This is a genomic window from Bacillus cereus group sp. Sample62 (assembly GCF_036851315.1).
GTDB classification, from domain to species: domain Bacteria; phylum Bacillota; class Bacilli; order Bacillales; family Bacillaceae_G; genus Bacillus_A; species Bacillus_A wiedmannii.
In genome coordinates, this window is sequence record NZ_JAFLPK010000001.1 from 5,007,276 (window position 1) to 5,024,991 (window position 17,716).

Below are 17,716 nucleotides of genomic sequence, written 5' to 3' on the forward strand. Positions count from 1 at the left end.
AAGGGCATTTTTCTTCCTTGCAACCCTTTCTGTTTGTAACAATTATGCGGTTTTTTTGCTAGTATATAGCACGTGTTTATAGTTTCACAAACAAAATGTTTATGTTTATATAACTATATTACCCATAAAACGGTAAAATACTCAAGGAATGTAACCGTTTAGTAAACATCATGTAACACTCCTGTAATATTTTTATTTACACCGAAAACAATATGTTGTATTAAATATTTTGAATATAAGTAGAAACCTACTAATCATATAGAATGAAAACCGCTTTCTTATATTTTTTGTTATATTACAGGATGTTAACGACTGATTACGAATGGTTTGTAATTGTGTGTTTTCCCGAAATCCGAAAAAATCTGTTGCTATAATGAGGACACGAAAACAAACGCAATGGAGGCTATCATGAAAAAATTAATTGGAATAGCAACAGCAGCAGTTTTTGGTCTTGGGATTTTCACATCATCTGCTAATGCAGAAACTGTTGTAACAACAGACGTACTAAATGTACGCGAAAACCCTACTATGGAATCAAAAGTTGTCGGTAAATTACTAAACGGGAATAAAATAGATGTTCAAAATACAGAGAACGGATGGTCAAAAATCACTTTAGATGGTAAAGACGCATTCGTAAGTACAGAGTTTACAAAAAGCATCTACTACGTAACAGCTAACGTATTAAACGTACGTGCTGAAGCGAACACAAACTCAGAAATTCTTGGAACGTTGAAGAAAGACGATATGATCGAAACAACGAACCAAGTACAAAATGAGTGGTTACAATTTGAATATAACGGGAAAACAGCTTATGTTCACGTTCCTTTCTTAACAGGTACAGCACCTGTTATCGAGAAACAAGAACAACCTGCTCCTGCTAAAACTGTAGCACCAGCTAAAGCGCAAGCACCTGCAGCACAAGCAAAACCAGCTGCTAAGCCCGCTGTGAAAGCTGCTGAGACTAGCGAACCTTCTAATGGTCGTGAGTTAACAGTTGTAGCTACAGCATATACAGCTCATCCAAGCGAAAACGGTGGCACATACGGCGGCCGTGTATTAACTGCAATGGGTCATGACTTAACAGCGAACCCAAACATGAAAATGATCGCTGTTGACCCGAAAGTAATCCCATTAGGATCTAAAGTATGGGTTGAAGGTTACGGAGAAGCTATCGCTGGAGATACTGGCGGTGCAATTAAAGGTAACCGTATCGACATCCTACTTGGATCAGATAGCGCTGCTCAAAAATGGGGACGCAAAACTGTTAAAGTGAAAATTTTAAAATAACCAATGACTGCTAAAGCCGGTTCTCTTTGTTGAGAGCTGGCTTTTATTTTTTTATAATAGGTATAAGGAGGTTATGTCCATGAATATACAAGCAAAAGTAGACTGGATCGGTACACCAAAACCGTATATATATAAGGATGAAGTAACATACGACGCTACTTCCGTTGACTTTTCACTCACAAATGATGACAATCGATATAAATTAATTGTGCTCAGCTCTGAAGAAAATACACATTACAAAATTGTCCAATATGGAATCAAACCTGGCTCACAAAAGCCATTTCCTATCGATATTCCATTCGAACAAAACATGTTACCAATTATAGAACAAATATTACATGATCCATATGTGCAAGCGATATTAAAGGAAACGCGCTCATAATTGTAAAAAAGGGATATCAATTTACAAGCAAAAATTCACAAAAGAAGTAAACTATAAAAAAGAGGTTGTTCAACAATATTGAACAACCTCTCTCTTTTATTAATGCGTCGGACCAGATACTTCCTCTGATTTCAACGTATTATTGGCACCCAGAGAATGATATAGCACCTTTCCATTTCCATTAACAATAACAATATGGTCATTATTAAAGCTTTTGAACTTTACAGACCCATCACCGTAACGAATATGGTACTCTTCGTATGTCGTTACTTTATATTTCGTAGCACTTTGACGTTCTACATTACGAACATCCATCGTTAATAAGTCTTCTGTAATTCCTTTTTTGTGTAGATACTGTATGTAATCACGGTCTTCCTTGTACGATTTCCCGCTCTTATCATAATCATTTTCAATTAAACTAAAATCATTTAACGAAATCGCACGTACGTTATTATAAATGTGATTTCGTACAAAATCACCAACTGCCGAACTAGAAGCTTCTTTCGGGAATTTTAAGTAATATGTACTTTGGTCTCCCACTTTCATACTTTCAGATTTAATTACACCGTATTCAGCGGTTTTTTCTAAATGTACCTCTACTGTTTCATCTGTCGGTACAGGACCAAGTTTATAACTTCCGCGGCTCAACTTCCCGCGCTTCTTACCATTTACAAATACAGTTGCATCATTTTCATCAGAAGAAATCGTTACATAATTTCCTTCCATTGATAATTTAACATCCACTTTCGCCTCTTTTTCATCTACCAAGTCCACTTCTTTTTCTGATTCTAACTCAGTTAATTCCGTCTTCGCTTTTGCCTTTACAACGTAAGAACCAGGGAAATATGGACCAACTTCTTTTGAATTTTTATCATTTGATAACTCTATCTCTTTCTTATCGTTCACATATATTTCGGCATTTTTCGCAGTTGTGCTTACATTCATATAATAAGATTTCATGTTAAGTTTATACTTCGGATATAAGAACCATTCTTTCCCGTCTTCTATAATTTGACCATCTTTAAATGATGCTTTATCGCTTGCTAGTTTTTGATCCACTGTCTCTCTTTGTAAATAAGATAGCAGTTCTTTATTATAAGAAGGATTTTCTTTTAAATAACGAATGTACCCCTTAATATCTTCAGCTTTAATTTTCAAGCTCGGATCATCTACTTTTACAAACTCATCAATTGCATTCGCATCTTTCTTTTGGAATGCTTCAATCATAACATTGACCTGTTTTTCTTTTGAAAATTTACTTGCACCGAATTTATATGTGCCAAACAATATAGCAAAGATAACAACAAAACCTATAAGTAACACTATATTTTTCTTACTTTTCACTGGCTTTATTTCTCGTTGTACTTCCGAACGAGAAGAAGCTGTTTGATCAGAAATGACTTCTACCTTACTTCCACACTCAGGACAAAAGTTCAAATGATCCGCAACTTGTTTATTACATTTCCCACAAAACTTCAAATGGCTCTCCCCCTTATTTTTTTCCTAACTTCATACCGGCGAATGTTAATGCGTAAGAAAGAAGAAAACTACCTACTATTAAATACATCGTGCTACTTTGAATAGAAAACAATGGTCCGGAAATCCCCGCAAATTCCTTCATAACTTCTTTACTTCCCGAAGCCTCAATATGAATTTTGGCCAACCCATTTACACAAAGCATCATCACAGTATAAACCGCACTAAACACAGCGATAGTTACGTACATATTTTTCATCGGATATTGAGCCAATTTCATTCCAGCTCTAAATAATAAAATACATGGTAATAAAATTAATAATCCCCACCAGTGCATATAGGAATCGAAGTCATCAATTTCTGTTACTCGTTTAAAATTAGCTCCGTTAGCAATTTCCAGATCTTTTAATGACGTACCATTTATTGATATTCCTGACGTATAAGATAAATGCAATGGACCTTTTTCCATTGAATATCTTCTCATTTCTTTATCCATATCTCCCCATTCAATTGCTGTTGGAGCAAAGTGAGCCATATTCCACATGTATGGTGTTGCTTCTAATGAAATTAATGTTTTATATGTTTTCTCAGGAAAATCAATTGGTCCCACTGACTTTGAACTGCTAAATAAAATTGTAATAAGTATAATACCAAATGTAATAAGCAATCCTTTTAATACAGTTACTACACTATAATAAATAGATGCTGCATAAGGAACACTTCGACTAATAGAAGATAATAGACGGTGTGGCCCTGCTTGAATGCACATACCAATAAAGGTAAATAATAAACCAAATATAATGCCATACAATAAACTAACAACATGAGAATAACCAACATCGATTGTCATCGATTGATAGAATTGAGAAATTGTCGTAGAAGAACTTGCGATAAAGCTTACAATACACAAGAAAATCCCATATACAATACCTATGATACTTGATGTTATTACCTTCTCACGCCAAACAGCAGAAGGGTTGCTTCTCTCTACAAAGAATCCAATTCCACCTAATATAAGTGCCGGAATAGTTAATAAGATAAACAATGGGAAATGAAGGATAAATGACATCGTGTATGCCCCGCTCCCACTAACTTCAAGGCCTATTAAATGATACATTAAAATTAATGGTGCTATGCCGATGAAAGATTGATCAACTGTAGCCATATTCAGCATACCGTTCATATTTGTAAGCATCGTTCTCACTAGGTCGTTAATCGCCGCATCGACAATTAAGCTACCAATCAAACCGGCGATAAACATACATACGATTGCAAGCCCACCACCAAGTAAACCTTTTTTTAAACTGCTTCCAGATGAACTTACATGTAATTGCAAATCTTCGTCTGGTAATCTCGTTTTCATTTCTTTTTTCATAATACCTAATAAGGAATCCCCGCATTTCTCACAATACGTAGCAGTTCCTTTACTTTCCACTCCACAAGTTCGGCAATACTTTGAGTCTTTCGGTGCTAACGTAACTTCACTTTCTACACTACCTGTACTTGATCCATCATGCGAACAATAATTCGCCACATCCGACTGTTCTAAACCACAAGTTTTACAATACATGTTCCTCACTCCTTACTTTGCTTCATACCACAAACAGGACAGAATGTAGCCTCTGTTGCAATTTGTTCATCACATGAAGTACATGATCCATTTTCAGCATTTTTTGATTGAAGGAGTAACTCATTTTCTTTCCCGCACTGTCCACAAAATTTATCATTTAATGATAATGGGCCGCCACAGCTACACTGCCCTTTCTGTCCTTGATTCTGTAAATTAGCAATTTGCTTACGCGTGTTATAAATAGCAACATCCAGCTCTTGTACTGGTTCTATAATATTTTTTAACACATCTACTCGAACTTCATCATTACGGAGTTGCATATATGCCGTTTGACCAAGTTCAAGCAAAATTTCAGTTTTCGCTTGTAGTTTCTCTTGCGTAATTTTCTTTAATTGCGCAACCTCCTGAGCTATTTGCAATTTCATCTTTCCTTGCTCGATTCCCTCTTGCAATTTGTTCATACCGTTACCAAACTTCGCTTGTAAATCTGACAAATCATTTCTCCTCCTATACATATATAGTAATATGCAAAATTAACATTATATATATTACCATGATTTTCAATTTATGTAATCCAAATTTCATTTTTTCTGTTTTGAGCATTTTTTGTTTATAATGGTAAAGGAAAGAAATATGTGTACGGAGGAATATTATGCTGCAACACTCAATTACGAAAGATGAAATTATGATGATTGCGAATGAGTTCGTTCAAGGACTAGATCCACAGCAAACAGCTGATCAGGAACATGTCGCTACAGCTCGGCACCTATATCGTAGTGGTGTTGTCTACAACGTTGACTTTGATGGTTATACGCTATCAGGAACTGTAGATGCTGCAGGCAGCGTATATAGCGTCCATATCCCGATTCGTAACGTCGCTGAAAGCTATTGCGATTGCTTTGCACCAACGCAATGTGAGCATATGCTCGCTGTTTTACTATCTGCAGCATCTAGTTTCGGGCAAGTAGGAGATGTATTAACTTTATTTAAAAATAATACGAAACCTTCCCTTCCTCCTATTCGAACTGCAAGACAAGTATTGCAATCATCAGCGTTTGAAGAAACAGATTATAAAAGTTGGCAATCGTATTTTGACAACGAATATGAATCATTTAAAAAAGAACAAGCTCGGCTTACTTATAAACAAATGTATTTCCTTATGAGTATTTTTACAGACTTCTATACGAAACTCGAGCGGAAAGCTCCGCGTATCGTTGCGATACATGAGTTGTTCAGGCTACATGCAGCGCTTTATTGCTTTCAAAAATTATTAGAAGAAATTCAGGATTTCGAAGCAAATAAAACGTATTCTTATCACCAGCCTGTTAACGTCGTTCGCTTATTTGTAGATAAAGTGGAATCCATCGTTCGGGACTTACAATCAGAAGCGATTCCTTCAGAGTCTGAAGCAATTTTGCAAGAAACAGCTCGTCTCGTTCACGAAGTATTCTTCTCCACCGACGCCTATACGCAAGAAAGATTTTTTATTTATCGTCACGTATGGAGTGAACTCTTACACAATAAAGAGAAACTGCAAGAAGAAGAAAAGCGAATTGATACGAAAATCAATCCACTTTCCAAAGCATTAGCATCTTCTCATCTACTCTTTTTAAATGACGAAGACCTATTAGCGATGGACTTACTAAAGAGACAGCCTGCTTCTGTTGTAAGTCTTTACTTCTATTGGTTAGAAGAGCTATTAAATACAATGCAGTGGGATCGTGCGAAAAACTGGCTTTCCTTTACGTATAAACAAGTGAAGAAAACGATACATGAGCACGAAAATACGATTTTCATAAAAGATATCGTTCGCTTATTTGTCATCATGTATGAAACGTATGCAACCCATACAAATGAACAAGCCGGACTCGAAATGATTTTGCAAGAGCTATTACCATATAGTTTCGCAAACTATGAGCAATACGTACTCGCGAAAAAGCAATATCGTACATGGGCAGAACTTCAGCTCTTACATGGGTTTGAAGCAATTGAACTTTTGAAAGAGCCGCTGAAAGATATTGAAAAGGAAGCACCAGAAGCAGCCCTTCCTCTTTATCACCTTGCTGCTACCGAGGCCATTGAAGAGCGAAACCGCAAATCATATAGACGTGCAGTTCGTTACTTAAAAAAATTACGTACATTATATAAACGATTAAAGCGCACTGATGAATGGGATGCTTTCATTATTCACATCGCAAACTTACATTCACGTCTGCGTGCACTACAAGAGGAATTACGGAAAGGAAAATTAATCGATGATCAATCAAACTGAAGTAACAATTAGGCTCCAGCACGTTAGTCAAGGTTGGTTCCTTTGGGGAGAAAATGACAGCGGTACTCCATTATCCGTAACAAGTTGGAAACGAAATGCATTTACGTGGCACTCCACTTCCTTCTACGGCACGTTTCTAAAAGAAGCGACCTTTGAAGGAAAACAAGGTGTTATGCTAACAAACGCACAAGCATTTGAATACATCGCTAATAAACCGATGAACTCCTTTGCCCATATTCAAATGAATGGCCCTATTACAGCACTTACGAAAGATGCGAACGAATTATGGGATGCCTTCACAAGCGGTAGCTTCGTACCTGATATGGAGCGTTGGTCTCAGCAACCATCTTGGAAAGTGCAAAATACCCCAATCGAAGATGACACCTTGGCATCTCTTTTCTCGGCCGCGGTAAATGAAAGCATATTACAAGATAACCGTTCAAACGATGGGTGGGAAGATGCCAAGAGACTTTATGAACATTACGACTTTACGAAAAGACAATTGGATGCAGCACTACATGAAGAAGATTGGCTTCGAAAAATTGGTTACATTGAAGATGACCTTCCCTTTACAATCGGACTACGGCTACAAGAGCCGCAAGAAGAATTTGAAATGTGGAAGCTTGAGACAATTGTTACACCAAAGCGCGGGGCACATCGCATATATGTATATGAAAGCATCGATTCTTTGCCAAAACGATGGCACGATTATGAAGAACGTATTCTTGAAACACAAGAAGGATTCAGTAAGCTCGTACCGTGGTTAAAAGAAGGCGACACATTCCGAAGTGAGCTCTTTGAAACAGAAGCGTGGAACTTCTTAACAGAAGCAAGTAACGAATTACTCGCTGCAGGTATTACGATTTTACTGCCATCCTGGTGGCAAAATTTAAAAGCGACAAAACCAAAATTACGTGTGCAGCTGAAGCAAAATGCCACGCAAACGCAATCTTTCTTCGGTATGAATACACTCGTTAACTTTGACTGGCGCATTTCAACGAACGGCATTGATTTATCCGAAAGCGAATTTTTCGAACTCGTTGAACAAAACAAACGGTTATTTAATATAAATGGTCAATGGATGAGACTGGATCCAGCCTTTATTGAAGAAGTACGAAAGCTTATGAACCGTGCCGATAAATATGGACTAGAAATGAAAGATGTCCTTCAGCAACATTTATCAAACACTGCTGAAGCAGAAATTGTAGAAGAAGATAGTCCGTTTACCGATATTGAAATCGAACTAGATGGATATTATGAAGAGCTATTCCAAAAACTATTGCACATTGGAGATATTCCAAAAGTAGATGTCCCTTCTGCACTAAACGCAACACTCCGTCCGTATCAACAACATGGCATTGAGTGGTTATTATATTTAAGAAAGCTTGGATTCGGAGCATTATTAGCTGACGACATGGGACTTGGAAAAAGCATTCAAACGATCACTTACTTACTATATATAAAAGAGAACAATCTCCAAACCGGACCTGCCTTAATCGTCGCACCGACATCTGTTCTTGGAAATTGGCAAAAAGAATTTGAGCGTTTCGCACCAAATTTACGTGTTCAGTTACATTATGGAAGTAACCGAGCGAAAGGCGAATCATTTAAAGACTTCCTTCAATCAGCAGATGTTGTATTAACATCTTATGCATTAGCTCAGCTTGATGAAGAAGAACTTAGTACGTTATGCTGGGATGCTGTTATTTTGGATGAAGCACAAAATATTAAAAACCCACATACGAAGCAGTCGAAAGCAGTACGAAACTTGCCAGCAAATCACAAAATCGCTTTAACCGGTACACCGATGGAAAACCGACTTGCCGAGCTTTGGTCTATTTTTGACTTCATTAATCACGGATATCTCGGCAGCTTAGGACAATTCCAGCGCCGCTTCGTCTCACCGATTGAAAAGGACCGTGACGAAGGAAAAATCCAACAAGTTCAACGTTTTATCTCGCCGTTTTTACTGCGTCGTACGAAGAAAGATCAAACCGTCGCATTAAACTTGCCTGATAAACAAGAACAGAAAGCTTACTGCCCACTTACTGGTGAACAAGCTTCCTTATATGAACAACTTGTTCAAGATACATTGCAAAATGTAGAAGGATTAAGCGGGATTGAAAGACGCGGATTTATATTACTAATGCTGAACAAGCTCAAACAAATTTGTAATCACCCCGCTCTTTATTTAAAAGAAACAGAACCAAAAGATATCATCGAACGTTCCATGAAAACGAACACGCTAATGGAACTAATTGAAAATATAAAAGATCAAAATGAAAGTTGTTTAATCTTTACACAATACATCGGTATGGGGAACATGCTAAAAAATGTGTTAGAAGAACATTTCGGTCAGCGCGTCCTCTTCTTAAACGGTAGTGTACCGAAGAAAGAACGTGACAAAATGATCGAGCAGTTCCAAAACGGAACGTATGACATTTTCATCTTATCGTTAAAAGCAGGTGGAACGGGCTTAAACTTAACCGCTGCCAACCATGTCATTCACTACGACCGTTGGTGGAATCCAGCTGTAGAAAACCAAGCAACAGACCGCGCATATCGTATTGGTCAAAAACGCTTCGTTCACGTTCATAAACTTATTACAACGGGGACACTCGAAGAGAAAATTGATGAAATGTTAGAAAGAAAACAATCATTAAACAACGCCGTCATTACAACCGATAGTTGGATGACCGAACTATCTACAGATGAACTAAAAGAATTACTTGGTGTATAAACAAAAGGAGCTAATCTCAAAAGATTAGCTCCTTTTTCTATTCCAAAACCAATTGCTTATTATAATTCCTGTTAATCCGCCGCATGTATCCAGTAATGAATCTTGCCACATCGGTGTACGATCTCCCGTAGTCCATTGATGAATTTCATCAAATGTTGCATATCCCGCAACGAATAGAAGAGCGTATAGGAAGCACCTTTTTCTCGAATAACCCGATCGATGAAAAGCATAATACGTCAATGAACCTAGCATAAAGAACACCATAAAATGAGCACCTTTACGAAGGAAAAACTCAATAAATCCGCCTACACCTTTATTTGCAATGCTAACAGGTGTACCACCGCCATAATCAATAGATACCCATGAAAAATGCTCTTTCACAAACTCAACATTTACATATTGTTCAATATCCGAGCGCATATCCTGCTTTTTATATGGTTGTGCCGAGGAATAGAAAATCAACCCCATCCATAGTAAAACAGGAATCCAAAATAACCATCTACGTTTCATTCTTCCGAAGCCCCTCTCTTAATCTTTTAAGAGTACCAAAAAAAAGAATAAATTTCACGCCAAAACATGACATTTGCACCCTATTTATAAAGTGAAAGGGGGTGATAAACATGGCAGTCGAAACAATCGTAATGGACTTAACTTTACGTCTTGTCTTAAACAATGGATTAGATAAAAACGGAAAAATAGTTTTCAAAAACAAACAATTTAAGCGTGTTAAAACAAATGCAAACTTAGAGCAAGTACAAAACGTAGCACGTGCTCTTGCTTCTTTACAAGCATCACCGCTTCACGCTATACAGCTTGTTAGCACATCAGATCTTTCTACCCTATAAGGTTAAAATTTACTCAGTGGGTGGTGTTCATCCCCCGCTAAGTATGAACCAACACCAATCACCTGCCCGCAATATAGCGGGATAAATAAAAAGGAGGAAATAACATATGCAAGTACTAGAATTAATTTTCGTGAAAGAAGATGGAAAAACAGTTGTTTTTTCTATCGAGAAACCGATCACACCCGTCGATGCACAAGTCGTAAATCAAGTAATGGATAACATTCTTGCCTCATCTGTATTTTCATCAATTAATGAAAATACCAGAAAAAAAGGAGCCCGTCTCGTAGAAAAGAATATATCTGAAGTTCCAATTAACTTATAAACAAAAAGACGAATCTGCATCATTTTGCAGATTCGTCTTTTTTCTTCGGCATTTCAATCGGAATAAAGATTTTTGAAAAACCGACGCATACATATTTATAGTGTTCTCCGCCTATATCAAACTCGGTCGTATATGTTGAGAAGAAAATATAATCATTTCGCTTTGTATAATTCTCGATTAATAATCCAACTTGTGGCTCAACATATTTTTTCGCCAACTTCTTACCAGCCGATGCTAAATCGCCAAGGAGACCCTCTTCATTTTCCTTTTGAACTTCGTCTAGCTTCTTACTTACATCATTACGTTTCATAAACTGCTTCGCTGCCCAATCCGTATATTCACCTTTACTCGGATTACTATTTGCTAAATATACTAGAAGCACGACAACTAGAGCCATAATAATATACTTTTTCTTCATACTATCTCACCGCCTACTCTTTTCTATTTTCATATATATGTACAAGCGATGCAAATTAGAAAGACTAACATCTATTGATTGTAAACGAATAGCCAAAATTTACAATATGAAACGGAATATTAACAATTAATTTACTTAATTCGTATATAATTATATTTGGTATTACTATCATTTATAAGGGAGGAATCAAATTTATGAATGAAGAAAATGATATTATTATTTCTAATTCTACAATGATGCTGGAACCTTACAAGCACCCTTATTATCAAACAAAAATTATCGAAAGTAGCGGAAACCATCTTTACTCCTGTCAAACTGCTCTCCAACTCATCAAGCAATCTTGTCTAACCAATGTTCACTCTACTTATCAAGGCAGACGTAATGCTGTCCAAACAAACTTTAAATTTAAACAAAATGTCCCAATTCCGATTAATCATCGAGAATATATTTGTGCTTTCCCGACAGAATCTCCTTCTTCTCCAAACTGCATATGGCTATTTTATAACCATATAGATGACATAGAATTTTTCAAAAAGAGTAAAAAAGCTAACATTCATTTCTCAAATGGCACTACTACAACAATACATATCAGTCCCCATAAGTTAAAACAGCAATTATTAAAAGCTGGATACGTATTATCACGTATGAACATGCAAGATTCACTACAATTTAAAAACCTCTTATTACATTTACTACCTTAACAGAATAAGTAGAATGGAAAGCAATATCCATTGCCTTCCATTCTTATAATCATATTTATTCTCTTAAACTATTTCGCATTTTCTCAAGTGCTTGCCGATACACCCACCTCACTTGATAATAGGTCATTTCCATCTCGTTAGCGATCTCCCCCATCGTCTTCCCTACAAAAAAACGTTCGAAAATAATATACTTCTCCTTCTCATCTAATACACTCATAAAATCCTTTGCTCTCATTTCAATATCTTCAAAATGGAAGATATCCTCATATTCACCTACGTAAACATTCCTTTCTTGCACTGCAAACTCTTTCTTCAACCTTTCTAATATATAACCACGCACAGTTATAACTGCATATGCAGGAAAACTTCCTTTCTCCGCATCATACCTTTCATACGCATGCCAAAGACCAATTAAACCACATTGATAATACTCTTCATGATCTTGATAAATGCCTAACTTCTTTATTTGATTTACAATCATACCTTCATACAACACAACTGCCTCTGTAAAAGTCGCTGGTTTCACACAGTACCTGTTTCTAAAAGGTATACCTCTTTGTTATTCCGCCGGTACCTCCACAATATAAAAATAAAGAAGCGATTTCACTGTGAGTAATTTCAAATACTACCGCCGAAATTTGAAATTACACGAAGTAGAATTTCAAATTCTGCTGGTCGTATTTGAAATAAGGGTAAAAATAAAAAAGATTCCTTCTATACATGAGAAGGAATCTTTTGTTTATAAATTTTCGATTTATACTATTCTGTAGGTATACGTTTGAAGGATCTATCAATTGCATATAAACCTGTAGCTAAAATACAACTTATAACGCCAACAAATATATAAGGATTCTTATTCGGCATATATTCTACAGCTAACAATAATACAACTAACATGAACAAAAAATTTGCTAATAACTTCTTAAACATATGTATCTACTCCTGATAACAAAAATGCAGCAATTACTTTTATAATTGCTGCATTTCTTTCTAGCGGACTTAAAGTACCACTATTATTGGAACATTCCTTGTAAAGCGCCTAATCCAAGAGCTAAGACAAAGAAAACAATAGTAATAATTGTTGCCTGCTTTTTAGTTAAACCAGCTGTAATTTGAAGACCTATCCATGTAACTACGTATCCCCAAATTGTAAACACCTCGAATTTATTTACAATACCTTTTACAACACCACTACTTGAGGCAAAAACTGGTCCTAAGCCGGTATACATTTCCTGACCTGATCCACCTAAAATATATGCCAAAATCGTATTGATTAATAAACCAAGCAACGTAATAATACTTGAATACACGGTAATCGCCAATAATTTTTTATAAGAAGTATCATTGCTCATAAACATCATTAACACTTTATACACCACAGCACCCAATAGGAAACTAATCCCCATACTAAGAGCACCTACACCGAATCCCATACCATATGTCATTCCAGCTGAAACAGTAACACCTAATTCCTTATTAAGCTTAATAGCTTCAGGTGTTAGGGAATATACATAAGCAGTAAATCCACCAATCAATCCGCCTAGTAATACAAGTATCCAAAACGCACCCCAAACTGCATTACTAGTCTTCATTCTCTCAAACTGTTCACCTGGAGATGTAATCATTCCTAATAATGACGGCTTTTTCGAACCTACATCTTGCGTATTAATATTCGTTTCCATTATAACGCCTCCTTATTTATACTGGCATATTCGGTAAGAATGCCGCAATTAACATAACAATCGCTGCTAAGAATAACGCTTTAATGATGAATAAAACGATAATTGGAATAGCTGCTTTCACTTTACTTACTCCCGCTGTAATTTGCAGTCCTAACCAAATTAAAACGATATTCCATAAATAGAATACTTCAATCGAACTCCCTATTCCATAAGCAACTGAACCTTGCTCAAATAGTGGTCCTAAGCTTGTATACGCAGTTGGTGCAACACCTAAAATTAAAGCTATAATACCATTAATAAATCCACCAATAATAACAACAATGTTCGCATATACAATAATCGTTACTAGTTTTTTATAAGAGGTATCATTCCCATAGAACATCATAAATATTTTATAAATAGCTGCAACAATGAATGTTACCAGCATACCACCTATAGTACCCGACACAATGCTGGAAATAACATCAGATGTCAGTGAACTCTGTCCCGCAAATTCACCTAGTTCTTTTTTCATTTTCACCATCTCAGGTGACGTATTCGTAACGTACGTAGTAAAAGCACTTAAAAGCCCTTGTAATAGCGCCATTAAGAAGAACATACCCCAAACTTTCTCGCTCGTCTTCATTCTCTCAAACTGTAAGCCAGGAGAAGTAATCATTCCAAACAATGATGGCTTCTCTCCGCCAGCTTTTTGCGTATTCAAATTCGCTTCCATTATAACGCCTCCTTCTATTTATATAACCCGTTCTAACGGGCGGTTCACTTCCTCATATGAGGCTACGAACCGCCCAATAGAACGGTAATTTGTAGTAGAGAGCCCCCTCTCTACTACACTATTACTTACTCATAACGTAATGCTTCAATTGGATCTAATTTCGCAGCTTTATTCGCTGGAATTAATCCGAAAATAATACCGAGTGTCATCGAGAATAGTACGCCTCCAACGACAACTTCCCATGAAACGAGCGGTGGCCATTTCGCAAATGTGGAAACGATATATGCCCCGCCATATCCAAGACCAATTCCTATTAAACCGCCTAGAAGTGTTAACATAACTGCTTCAATTAAAAACTGTAATAAAATTTTACTACGCGTTGCCCCAAGTGCTTTACGTACTCCAATTTCGCGCGTACGTTCTGTTACAGATACGAGCATAATGTTCATAACACCAATACCACCAACGACTAGTGAAATACCAGCAATGCCACCAATGATCATTGTCATAATACCTGTCATCTTTGAAATACCTTCTTGAAGTTCTTTTAAATTCATAACTTCGTACTTACCAGTTGCATCACTTGGTTTACGACTGTTTAAGACATCTGCAGCTTTTTTACCTGCATTTTCTAAGTTATCTACATTTTTTGCTTGAACAGAAATATTTTGAATTTCATCTTTTCCATACAGTGTCGGCCATAATGAAATTGGAATTAATGCTTCTGATGGTCCCATTCCCATAAACTCGTTATCTGATTTGTAGACACCGATAATTTGCATCGGTTGACCCTTCATTTCAATAATTTTACCGACTGGATTAGCATCCTTAAATACCTTTTCTTCCATTTGTTTACTAATCATGACAACGTTATTACCTTGATCCACATCTGATTCTTGTAAAGAACGTCCCTTTAACAACTTTACTTTATTTACTGAAAAATACTCATTGTCTAATCCAGTAATACTCACCATTTCTATTTTATCTTCAATATCAAGTGGTTCCATACTTGAATTTGTTGTTACAACATGTGAGATTTCTGGAATTTTTTTAATTTCAAAAATATCTTCTTCAGTTATTTTCGGTGCTTCTACCATCCCCATGCCAAAAGGATCATTCATATCAGCACTATAATGAATGGGAACCGTTTGATTACCTGACCCAACAAATTGAGATTTCAGTGCAGCTTCCCCACCTTGCCCAATCGCAACGACGGTAATAATAGAGCCTACACCGATAATAATCCCAAGCATCGTCAAAGCCGAGCGCAGTTTATGAGCTAAAATAGACGATAAGGCAATTTTCATACTATCTAATAAACTCATACCGCACACCTTCTATCTTCTGTAATTTTCCCATCTCGCAGTACGATGCGGCGGGAAGAATACGCTGCTACTTCCTCTTCATGCGTAACCATAACAATCGTTGTACCTTCTGCATTAAGCTTCGTGAAAATATCCATAACTTGCTCACCAGACTTCGTATCAAGCGCACCAGTAGGCTCATCAGCCATAATGAACGTTGGATTATTCGCAATCGATCTTGCAATCGCTACACGCTGCTTCTGTCCACCTGATAATTCATTCGGTAAATGATGAACCCTATCTGACAAACCGACTTTACCAAGCGCTTCTAGAGCCCTTTGACGACGCTCTGCTTTCTTCACACCACCGTATACGAGCGGAAGTTCAACATTTTCTACTGCTGAAAGACGCGGCAGCAAATTAAAGTGCTGGAACACAAAGCCAATATATTCATTACGAATTAAAGCAAGCTTTGACTCGTCTGCTGTTAAGATATTCACATCATTCAGCATATATTCGCCTTCTGTTGGACGATCTAAACAACCGATAATATTCATAAGCGTTGATTTACCAGAACCAGACGGTCCCATAATCGAAACGAACTCACCGCTTTGAATTGTTAAACTAATATCATGTAAGATCGGCACTGCCAACTTTCCTTGATAATACGTTTTAGCAATATTATTTAACGTAATCATTTCTCTTTCACTTCCATTCCGTCATACACGTCGTCGGAAGGATTTTTAACCACCTTTTGCCCCACTGTTGCGCCTTCAGTAATTTCTGTCCATTCTCCATCAGTAGAACCTTTTTTCACATTTTGTTTACGAAGCTTTCCTTTATCCTCAACATAAACAAATGCATCATCGCCTTTTTCTACAATGCTCTTAGTTGGAACAGCAATCATCGTCTTATTCTCTAAATTTACTTGCAATGAAACATGATAACCTGGAGATAAACCATCTTGACTATCAAGACTTGCTTTATATGTATATTGGGACATATTTTGAGTCGCTTCACCCATACCACCAGCTTGAGCCATCTCTGCACTCGTTGGGAATTCACTTACCTCTGTAATTTTACCTGTCCACTTCTTCTTATTATTTGCTTTCGCAGTTACAGTAAATGTTTGATCTGATTGAATTTGTGACTTTTGAAGCTCAGTTAACGTCCCTTGAATTTGGAATGGTTCTTTAGACGCCACTTGTAAAAATGCTTTCCCTTGACCACCTAACGCTTGAGATGAACTTTGCGCCGCATCTTTATCTAACTTTTGAACGACACCAGTAAAATTACTATAAATCGTAAGCTCTTTCTGCTTTTTACTTAACTCTTCTTTCTGCAACTTCCCTTTTTCTTTCTCAAGATCAGTTGTCTTTTGCGCCATCTCTAACTCACTTACTTGCTCTTCCATCGGATCTGTTACTTCTTTCCCAGCTCCGCTATCTTTCGCCTTCTTAATTTCTTTCTTCAACGAATCAATCTTCTTCTTCCCTTGATCATAACGCATATCCGCCATCTTCTGATCAAGCTCAGCTTGCTTCATTTGCAAGTTAATCTCTTCATTATCATAAGAGAATAACTTCGTACCTTTCTCTACCTCTTGTCCTTCTTTCACTGCAATATCTTTCACTTTTCCTTTAGTCGGATCCGCATAGAAACTTTCAATATTCCCTGGTTTCACCTGACCAGAAATTAACTTCGTATTATTAAGCTTTCGCTCCGTTACCTTCTCAAAGCTCACAGCATCAGCAGATGTTGATACCCCCTTCTTCTTGCCTTGCATAATAAAAATATTAACTGCTGCTACAATAACAATTAGTGCAATAACCCCGATAATAATCCATTTCTTCTTCTTGTTTGGAGTACGAACCGTATTTGGTACCATATTCTCTCTCCTTTTATAACTTAATAGTTTAATATAAAAATTGTATAAAACTTTCTGAAAACAAATTACATATTATTACATTCTTTTTACAAAGTTTTACACATCCATTTATAT

The 17,716-nt window shown here is 36.7% G+C and carries 19 protein-coding genes; 7 read left to right on the forward strand and 12 right to left on the reverse strand.

Annotation, left to right across the window (positions count from 1 at the left end; translation table 11 throughout):
• The first annotated feature begins 408 nt into the window (after positions 1 to 408).
• Positions 409 to 1,287: a cell wall-binding protein EntA gene (locus J0835_RS25745; RefSeq protein WP_087983200.1), complete on the forward strand. Its 879-nt coding sequence runs from the start codon at positions 409 to 411 to the stop codon at positions 1,285 to 1,287.
• Positions 1,288 to 1,366: 79 nt separating this feature from the next.
• Entirely contained in the window at positions 1,367 to 1,669 is a 303-nt protein-coding gene (locus J0835_RS25750) for a DUF3910 family protein (protein WP_087983202.1), read from the forward strand.
• A 99-nt stretch (positions 1,670 to 1,768) separates the two neighbouring features.
• Here the strand turns inward: J0835_RS25750 and J0835_RS25755 are convergent, their stop codons facing one another.
• Genes J0835_RS25755 through J0835_RS25765 form a run of 3 tightly spaced genes read right to left on the reverse strand, consistent with a single transcriptional unit; the run spans position 1,769 to position 5,209 of the window.
• A complete protein-coding gene (locus tag J0835_RS25755; protein WP_087983204.1) occupies positions 1,769 to 3,148 on the reverse strand; it encodes a zinc ribbon domain-containing protein in 1,380 nt (459 codons plus the stop codon).
• 13 nt (positions 3,149 to 3,161) lie between these two features.
• Positions 3,162 to 4,715, reverse strand: coding sequence for a hypothetical protein (locus J0835_RS25760; RefSeq protein WP_087983206.1), 1,554 nt, complete (start codon positions 4,713 to 4,715; stop codon positions 3,162 to 3,164).
• Positions 4,716 to 4,720: 5 nt separating this feature from the next.
• On the reverse strand, positions 4,721 to 5,209 hold the full coding sequence (locus J0835_RS25765; RefSeq protein WP_087983208.1) for a zinc ribbon domain-containing protein: 489 nt from the start codon (positions 5,207 to 5,209) through the stop codon (positions 4,721 to 4,723).
• A gap of 158 nt (positions 5,210 to 5,367) precedes the next feature.
• Between J0835_RS25765 and J0835_RS25770 the strand changes: the two genes are divergently transcribed.
• Positions 5,368 to 6,987 (forward strand): SWIM zinc finger family protein, encoded by a 1,620-nt coding sequence (locus J0835_RS25770; protein WP_087983209.1) that lies wholly within the window; start codon positions 5,368 to 5,370, stop codon positions 6,985 to 6,987.
• Positions 6,971 to 9,727, forward strand: coding sequence for a DEAD/DEAH box helicase (locus tag J0835_RS25775; RefSeq protein ID WP_087983211.1), 2,757 nt, complete (start codon positions 6,971 to 6,973; stop codon positions 9,725 to 9,727). Before J0835_RS25770 ends, J0835_RS25775 begins: the two co-directional genes overlap by 17 nt.
• Before the next feature lie 24 nt (positions 9,728 to 9,751).
• Here J0835_RS25775 and J0835_RS25780 read toward each other — a convergent pair whose 3' ends face one another.
• Positions 9,752 to 10,237 (reverse strand): VanZ family protein, encoded by a 486-nt coding sequence (locus J0835_RS25780; protein ID WP_087983213.1) that lies wholly within the window; start codon positions 10,235 to 10,237, stop codon positions 9,752 to 9,754.
• A gap of 110 nt (positions 10,238 to 10,347) precedes the next feature.
• On the opposite strand from J0835_RS25780, the gene J0835_RS25785 reads away from it, so the two are divergent.
• Positions 10,348 to 10,572, forward strand: a complete 225-nt coding sequence (locus J0835_RS25785) for a DUF1659 domain-containing protein (protein ID WP_087983215.1) — start codon at positions 10,348 to 10,350, stop codon at positions 10,570 to 10,572.
• A 106-nt stretch (positions 10,573 to 10,678) separates the two neighbouring features.
• A complete protein-coding gene (locus J0835_RS25790) occupies positions 10,679 to 10,894 on the forward strand; it encodes a DUF2922 domain-containing protein (RefSeq protein WP_087983217.1) in 216 nt (71 codons plus the stop codon).
• 19 nt (positions 10,895 to 10,913) lie between these two features.
• On the opposite strand, the gene J0835_RS25795 is transcribed toward J0835_RS25790, so the two are convergent.
• Positions 10,914 to 11,312 carry a DUF4359 domain-containing protein gene (locus J0835_RS25795; protein WP_000731403.1) on the reverse strand — a complete coding sequence of 133 codons (399 nt, stop codon included), beginning with the start codon at positions 11,310 to 11,312 and terminating at the stop codon, positions 10,914 to 10,916.
• Positions 11,313 to 11,506: 194 nt separating this feature from the next.
• Between J0835_RS25795 and J0835_RS25800 the strand changes: the two genes are divergently transcribed.
• Positions 11,507 to 12,013 carry a competence protein ComK gene (locus J0835_RS25800; RefSeq protein ID WP_001001399.1) on the forward strand — a complete coding sequence of 169 codons (507 nt, stop codon included), beginning with the start codon at positions 11,507 to 11,509 and terminating at the stop codon, positions 12,011 to 12,013.
• A 55-nt stretch (positions 12,014 to 12,068) separates the two neighbouring features.
• Here J0835_RS25800 and J0835_RS25805 read toward each other — a convergent pair whose 3' ends face one another.
• The 7 genes from J0835_RS25805 to J0835_RS25835 all read right to left on the reverse strand — a co-directional run bounded on the left by J0835_RS25805 (position 12,069) and on the right by J0835_RS25835 (position 17,602).
• The gene (locus J0835_RS25805) at positions 12,069 to 12,539 is read right to left on the reverse strand and encodes a sigma-70 family RNA polymerase sigma factor (protein WP_087983219.1); all 471 of its coding nucleotides are present in this window, start codon (positions 12,537 to 12,539) and stop codon (positions 12,069 to 12,071) included.
• Between the two features lie 233 nt (positions 12,540 to 12,772).
• Entirely contained in the window at positions 12,773 to 12,943 is a 171-nt protein-coding gene (locus tag J0835_RS25810) for a hypothetical protein (RefSeq protein WP_170957618.1), read from the reverse strand.
• A gap of 83 nt (positions 12,944 to 13,026) precedes the next feature.
• Positions 13,027 to 13,695 carry a Yip1 family protein gene (locus J0835_RS25815; protein ID WP_087983220.1) on the reverse strand — a complete coding sequence of 223 codons (669 nt, stop codon included), beginning with the start codon at positions 13,693 to 13,695 and terminating at the stop codon, positions 13,027 to 13,029.
• A gap of 16 nt (positions 13,696 to 13,711) precedes the next feature.
• Positions 13,712 to 14,410 (reverse strand): Yip1 family protein, encoded by a 699-nt coding sequence (locus tag J0835_RS25820; RefSeq protein WP_087983222.1) that lies wholly within the window; start codon positions 14,408 to 14,410, stop codon positions 13,712 to 13,714.
• A 125-nt stretch (positions 14,411 to 14,535) separates the two neighbouring features.
• Positions 14,536 to 15,735: an ABC transporter permease gene (locus J0835_RS25825; protein WP_098273168.1), complete on the reverse strand. Its 1,200-nt coding sequence runs from the start codon at positions 15,733 to 15,735 to the stop codon at positions 14,536 to 14,538.
• Positions 15,732 to 16,412 carry an ABC transporter ATP-binding protein gene (locus J0835_RS25830; RefSeq protein ID WP_061673557.1) on the reverse strand — a complete coding sequence of 227 codons (681 nt, stop codon included), beginning with the start codon at positions 16,410 to 16,412 and terminating at the stop codon, positions 15,732 to 15,734. Before J0835_RS25830 ends, J0835_RS25825 begins: the two co-directional genes overlap by 4 nt.
• Complete coding sequence (locus tag J0835_RS25835) at positions 16,409 to 17,602, reverse strand: efflux RND transporter periplasmic adaptor subunit (protein ID WP_333728179.1); 1,194 nt, start codon at positions 17,600 to 17,602, stop codon at positions 16,409 to 16,411. Before J0835_RS25835 ends, J0835_RS25830 begins: the two co-directional genes overlap by 4 nt.
• Positions 17,603 to 17,716 lie beyond the last annotated feature (114 nt).

What these genes read in the sequence shown, in the direction of transcription:
- J0835_RS25815 (WP_087983220.1), bottom strand. Translation starts at nt 13,695, where the DNA reads ATGGAAACGAATATTAATACGCAAGATGTAGGTTCGAAAAAGCCGTCA.
- J0835_RS25820 (WP_087983222.1), bottom strand. Translation starts at nt 14,410, where the DNA reads ATGGAAGCGAATTTGAATACGCAAAAAGCTGGCGGAGAGAAGCCATCA.
- J0835_RS25785 (WP_087983215.1), top strand. Translation starts at nt 10,348, where the DNA reads ATGGCAGTCGAAACAATCGTAATGGACTTAACTTTACGTCTTGTCTTA.
- J0835_RS25810 (WP_170957618.1), bottom strand. Translation starts at nt 12,943, where the DNA reads ATGTTTAAGAAGTTATTAGCAAATTTTTTGTTCATGTTAGTTGTATTA.
- J0835_RS25790 (WP_087983217.1), top strand. Translation starts at nt 10,679, where the DNA reads ATGCAAGTACTAGAATTAATTTTCGTGAAAGAAGATGGAAAAACAGTT.
- J0835_RS25745 (WP_087983200.1), top strand. Translation starts at nt 409, where the DNA reads ATGAAAAAATTAATTGGAATAGCAACAGCAGCAGTTTTTGGTCTTGGG.
- J0835_RS25760 (WP_087983206.1), bottom strand. Translation starts at nt 4,715, where the DNA reads ATGTATTGTAAAACTTGTGGTTTAGAACAGTCGGATGTGGCGAATTAT.
- J0835_RS25830 (WP_061673557.1), bottom strand. Translation starts at nt 16,412, where the DNA reads ATGATTACGTTAAATAATATTGCTAAAACGTATTATCAAGGAAAGTTG.
- J0835_RS25780 (WP_087983213.1), bottom strand. Translation starts at nt 10,237, where the DNA reads ATGAAACGTAGATGGTTATTTTGGATTCCTGTTTTACTATGGATGGGG.
- J0835_RS25825 (WP_098273168.1), bottom strand. Translation starts at nt 15,735, where the DNA reads ATGAGTTTATTAGATAGTATGAAAATTGCCTTATCGTCTATTTTAGCT.
- J0835_RS25795 (WP_000731403.1), bottom strand. Translation starts at nt 11,312, where the DNA reads ATGAAGAAAAAGTATATTATTATGGCTCTAGTTGTCGTGCTTCTAGTA.
- J0835_RS25775 (WP_087983211.1), top strand. Translation starts at nt 6,971, where the DNA reads ATGATCAATCAAACTGAAGTAACAATTAGGCTCCAGCACGTTAGTCAA.
- J0835_RS25835 (WP_333728179.1), bottom strand. Translation starts at nt 17,602, where the DNA reads ATGGTACCAAATACGGTTCGTACTCCAAACAAGAAGAAGAAATGGATT.
- J0835_RS25750 (WP_087983202.1), top strand. Translation starts at nt 1,367, where the DNA reads ATGAATATACAAGCAAAAGTAGACTGGATCGGTACACCAAAACCGTAT.
- J0835_RS25770 (WP_087983209.1), top strand. Translation starts at nt 5,368, where the DNA reads ATGCTGCAACACTCAATTACGAAAGATGAAATTATGATGATTGCGAAT.
- J0835_RS25800 (WP_001001399.1), top strand. Translation starts at nt 11,507, where the DNA reads ATGAATGAAGAAAATGATATTATTATTTCTAATTCTACAATGATGCTG.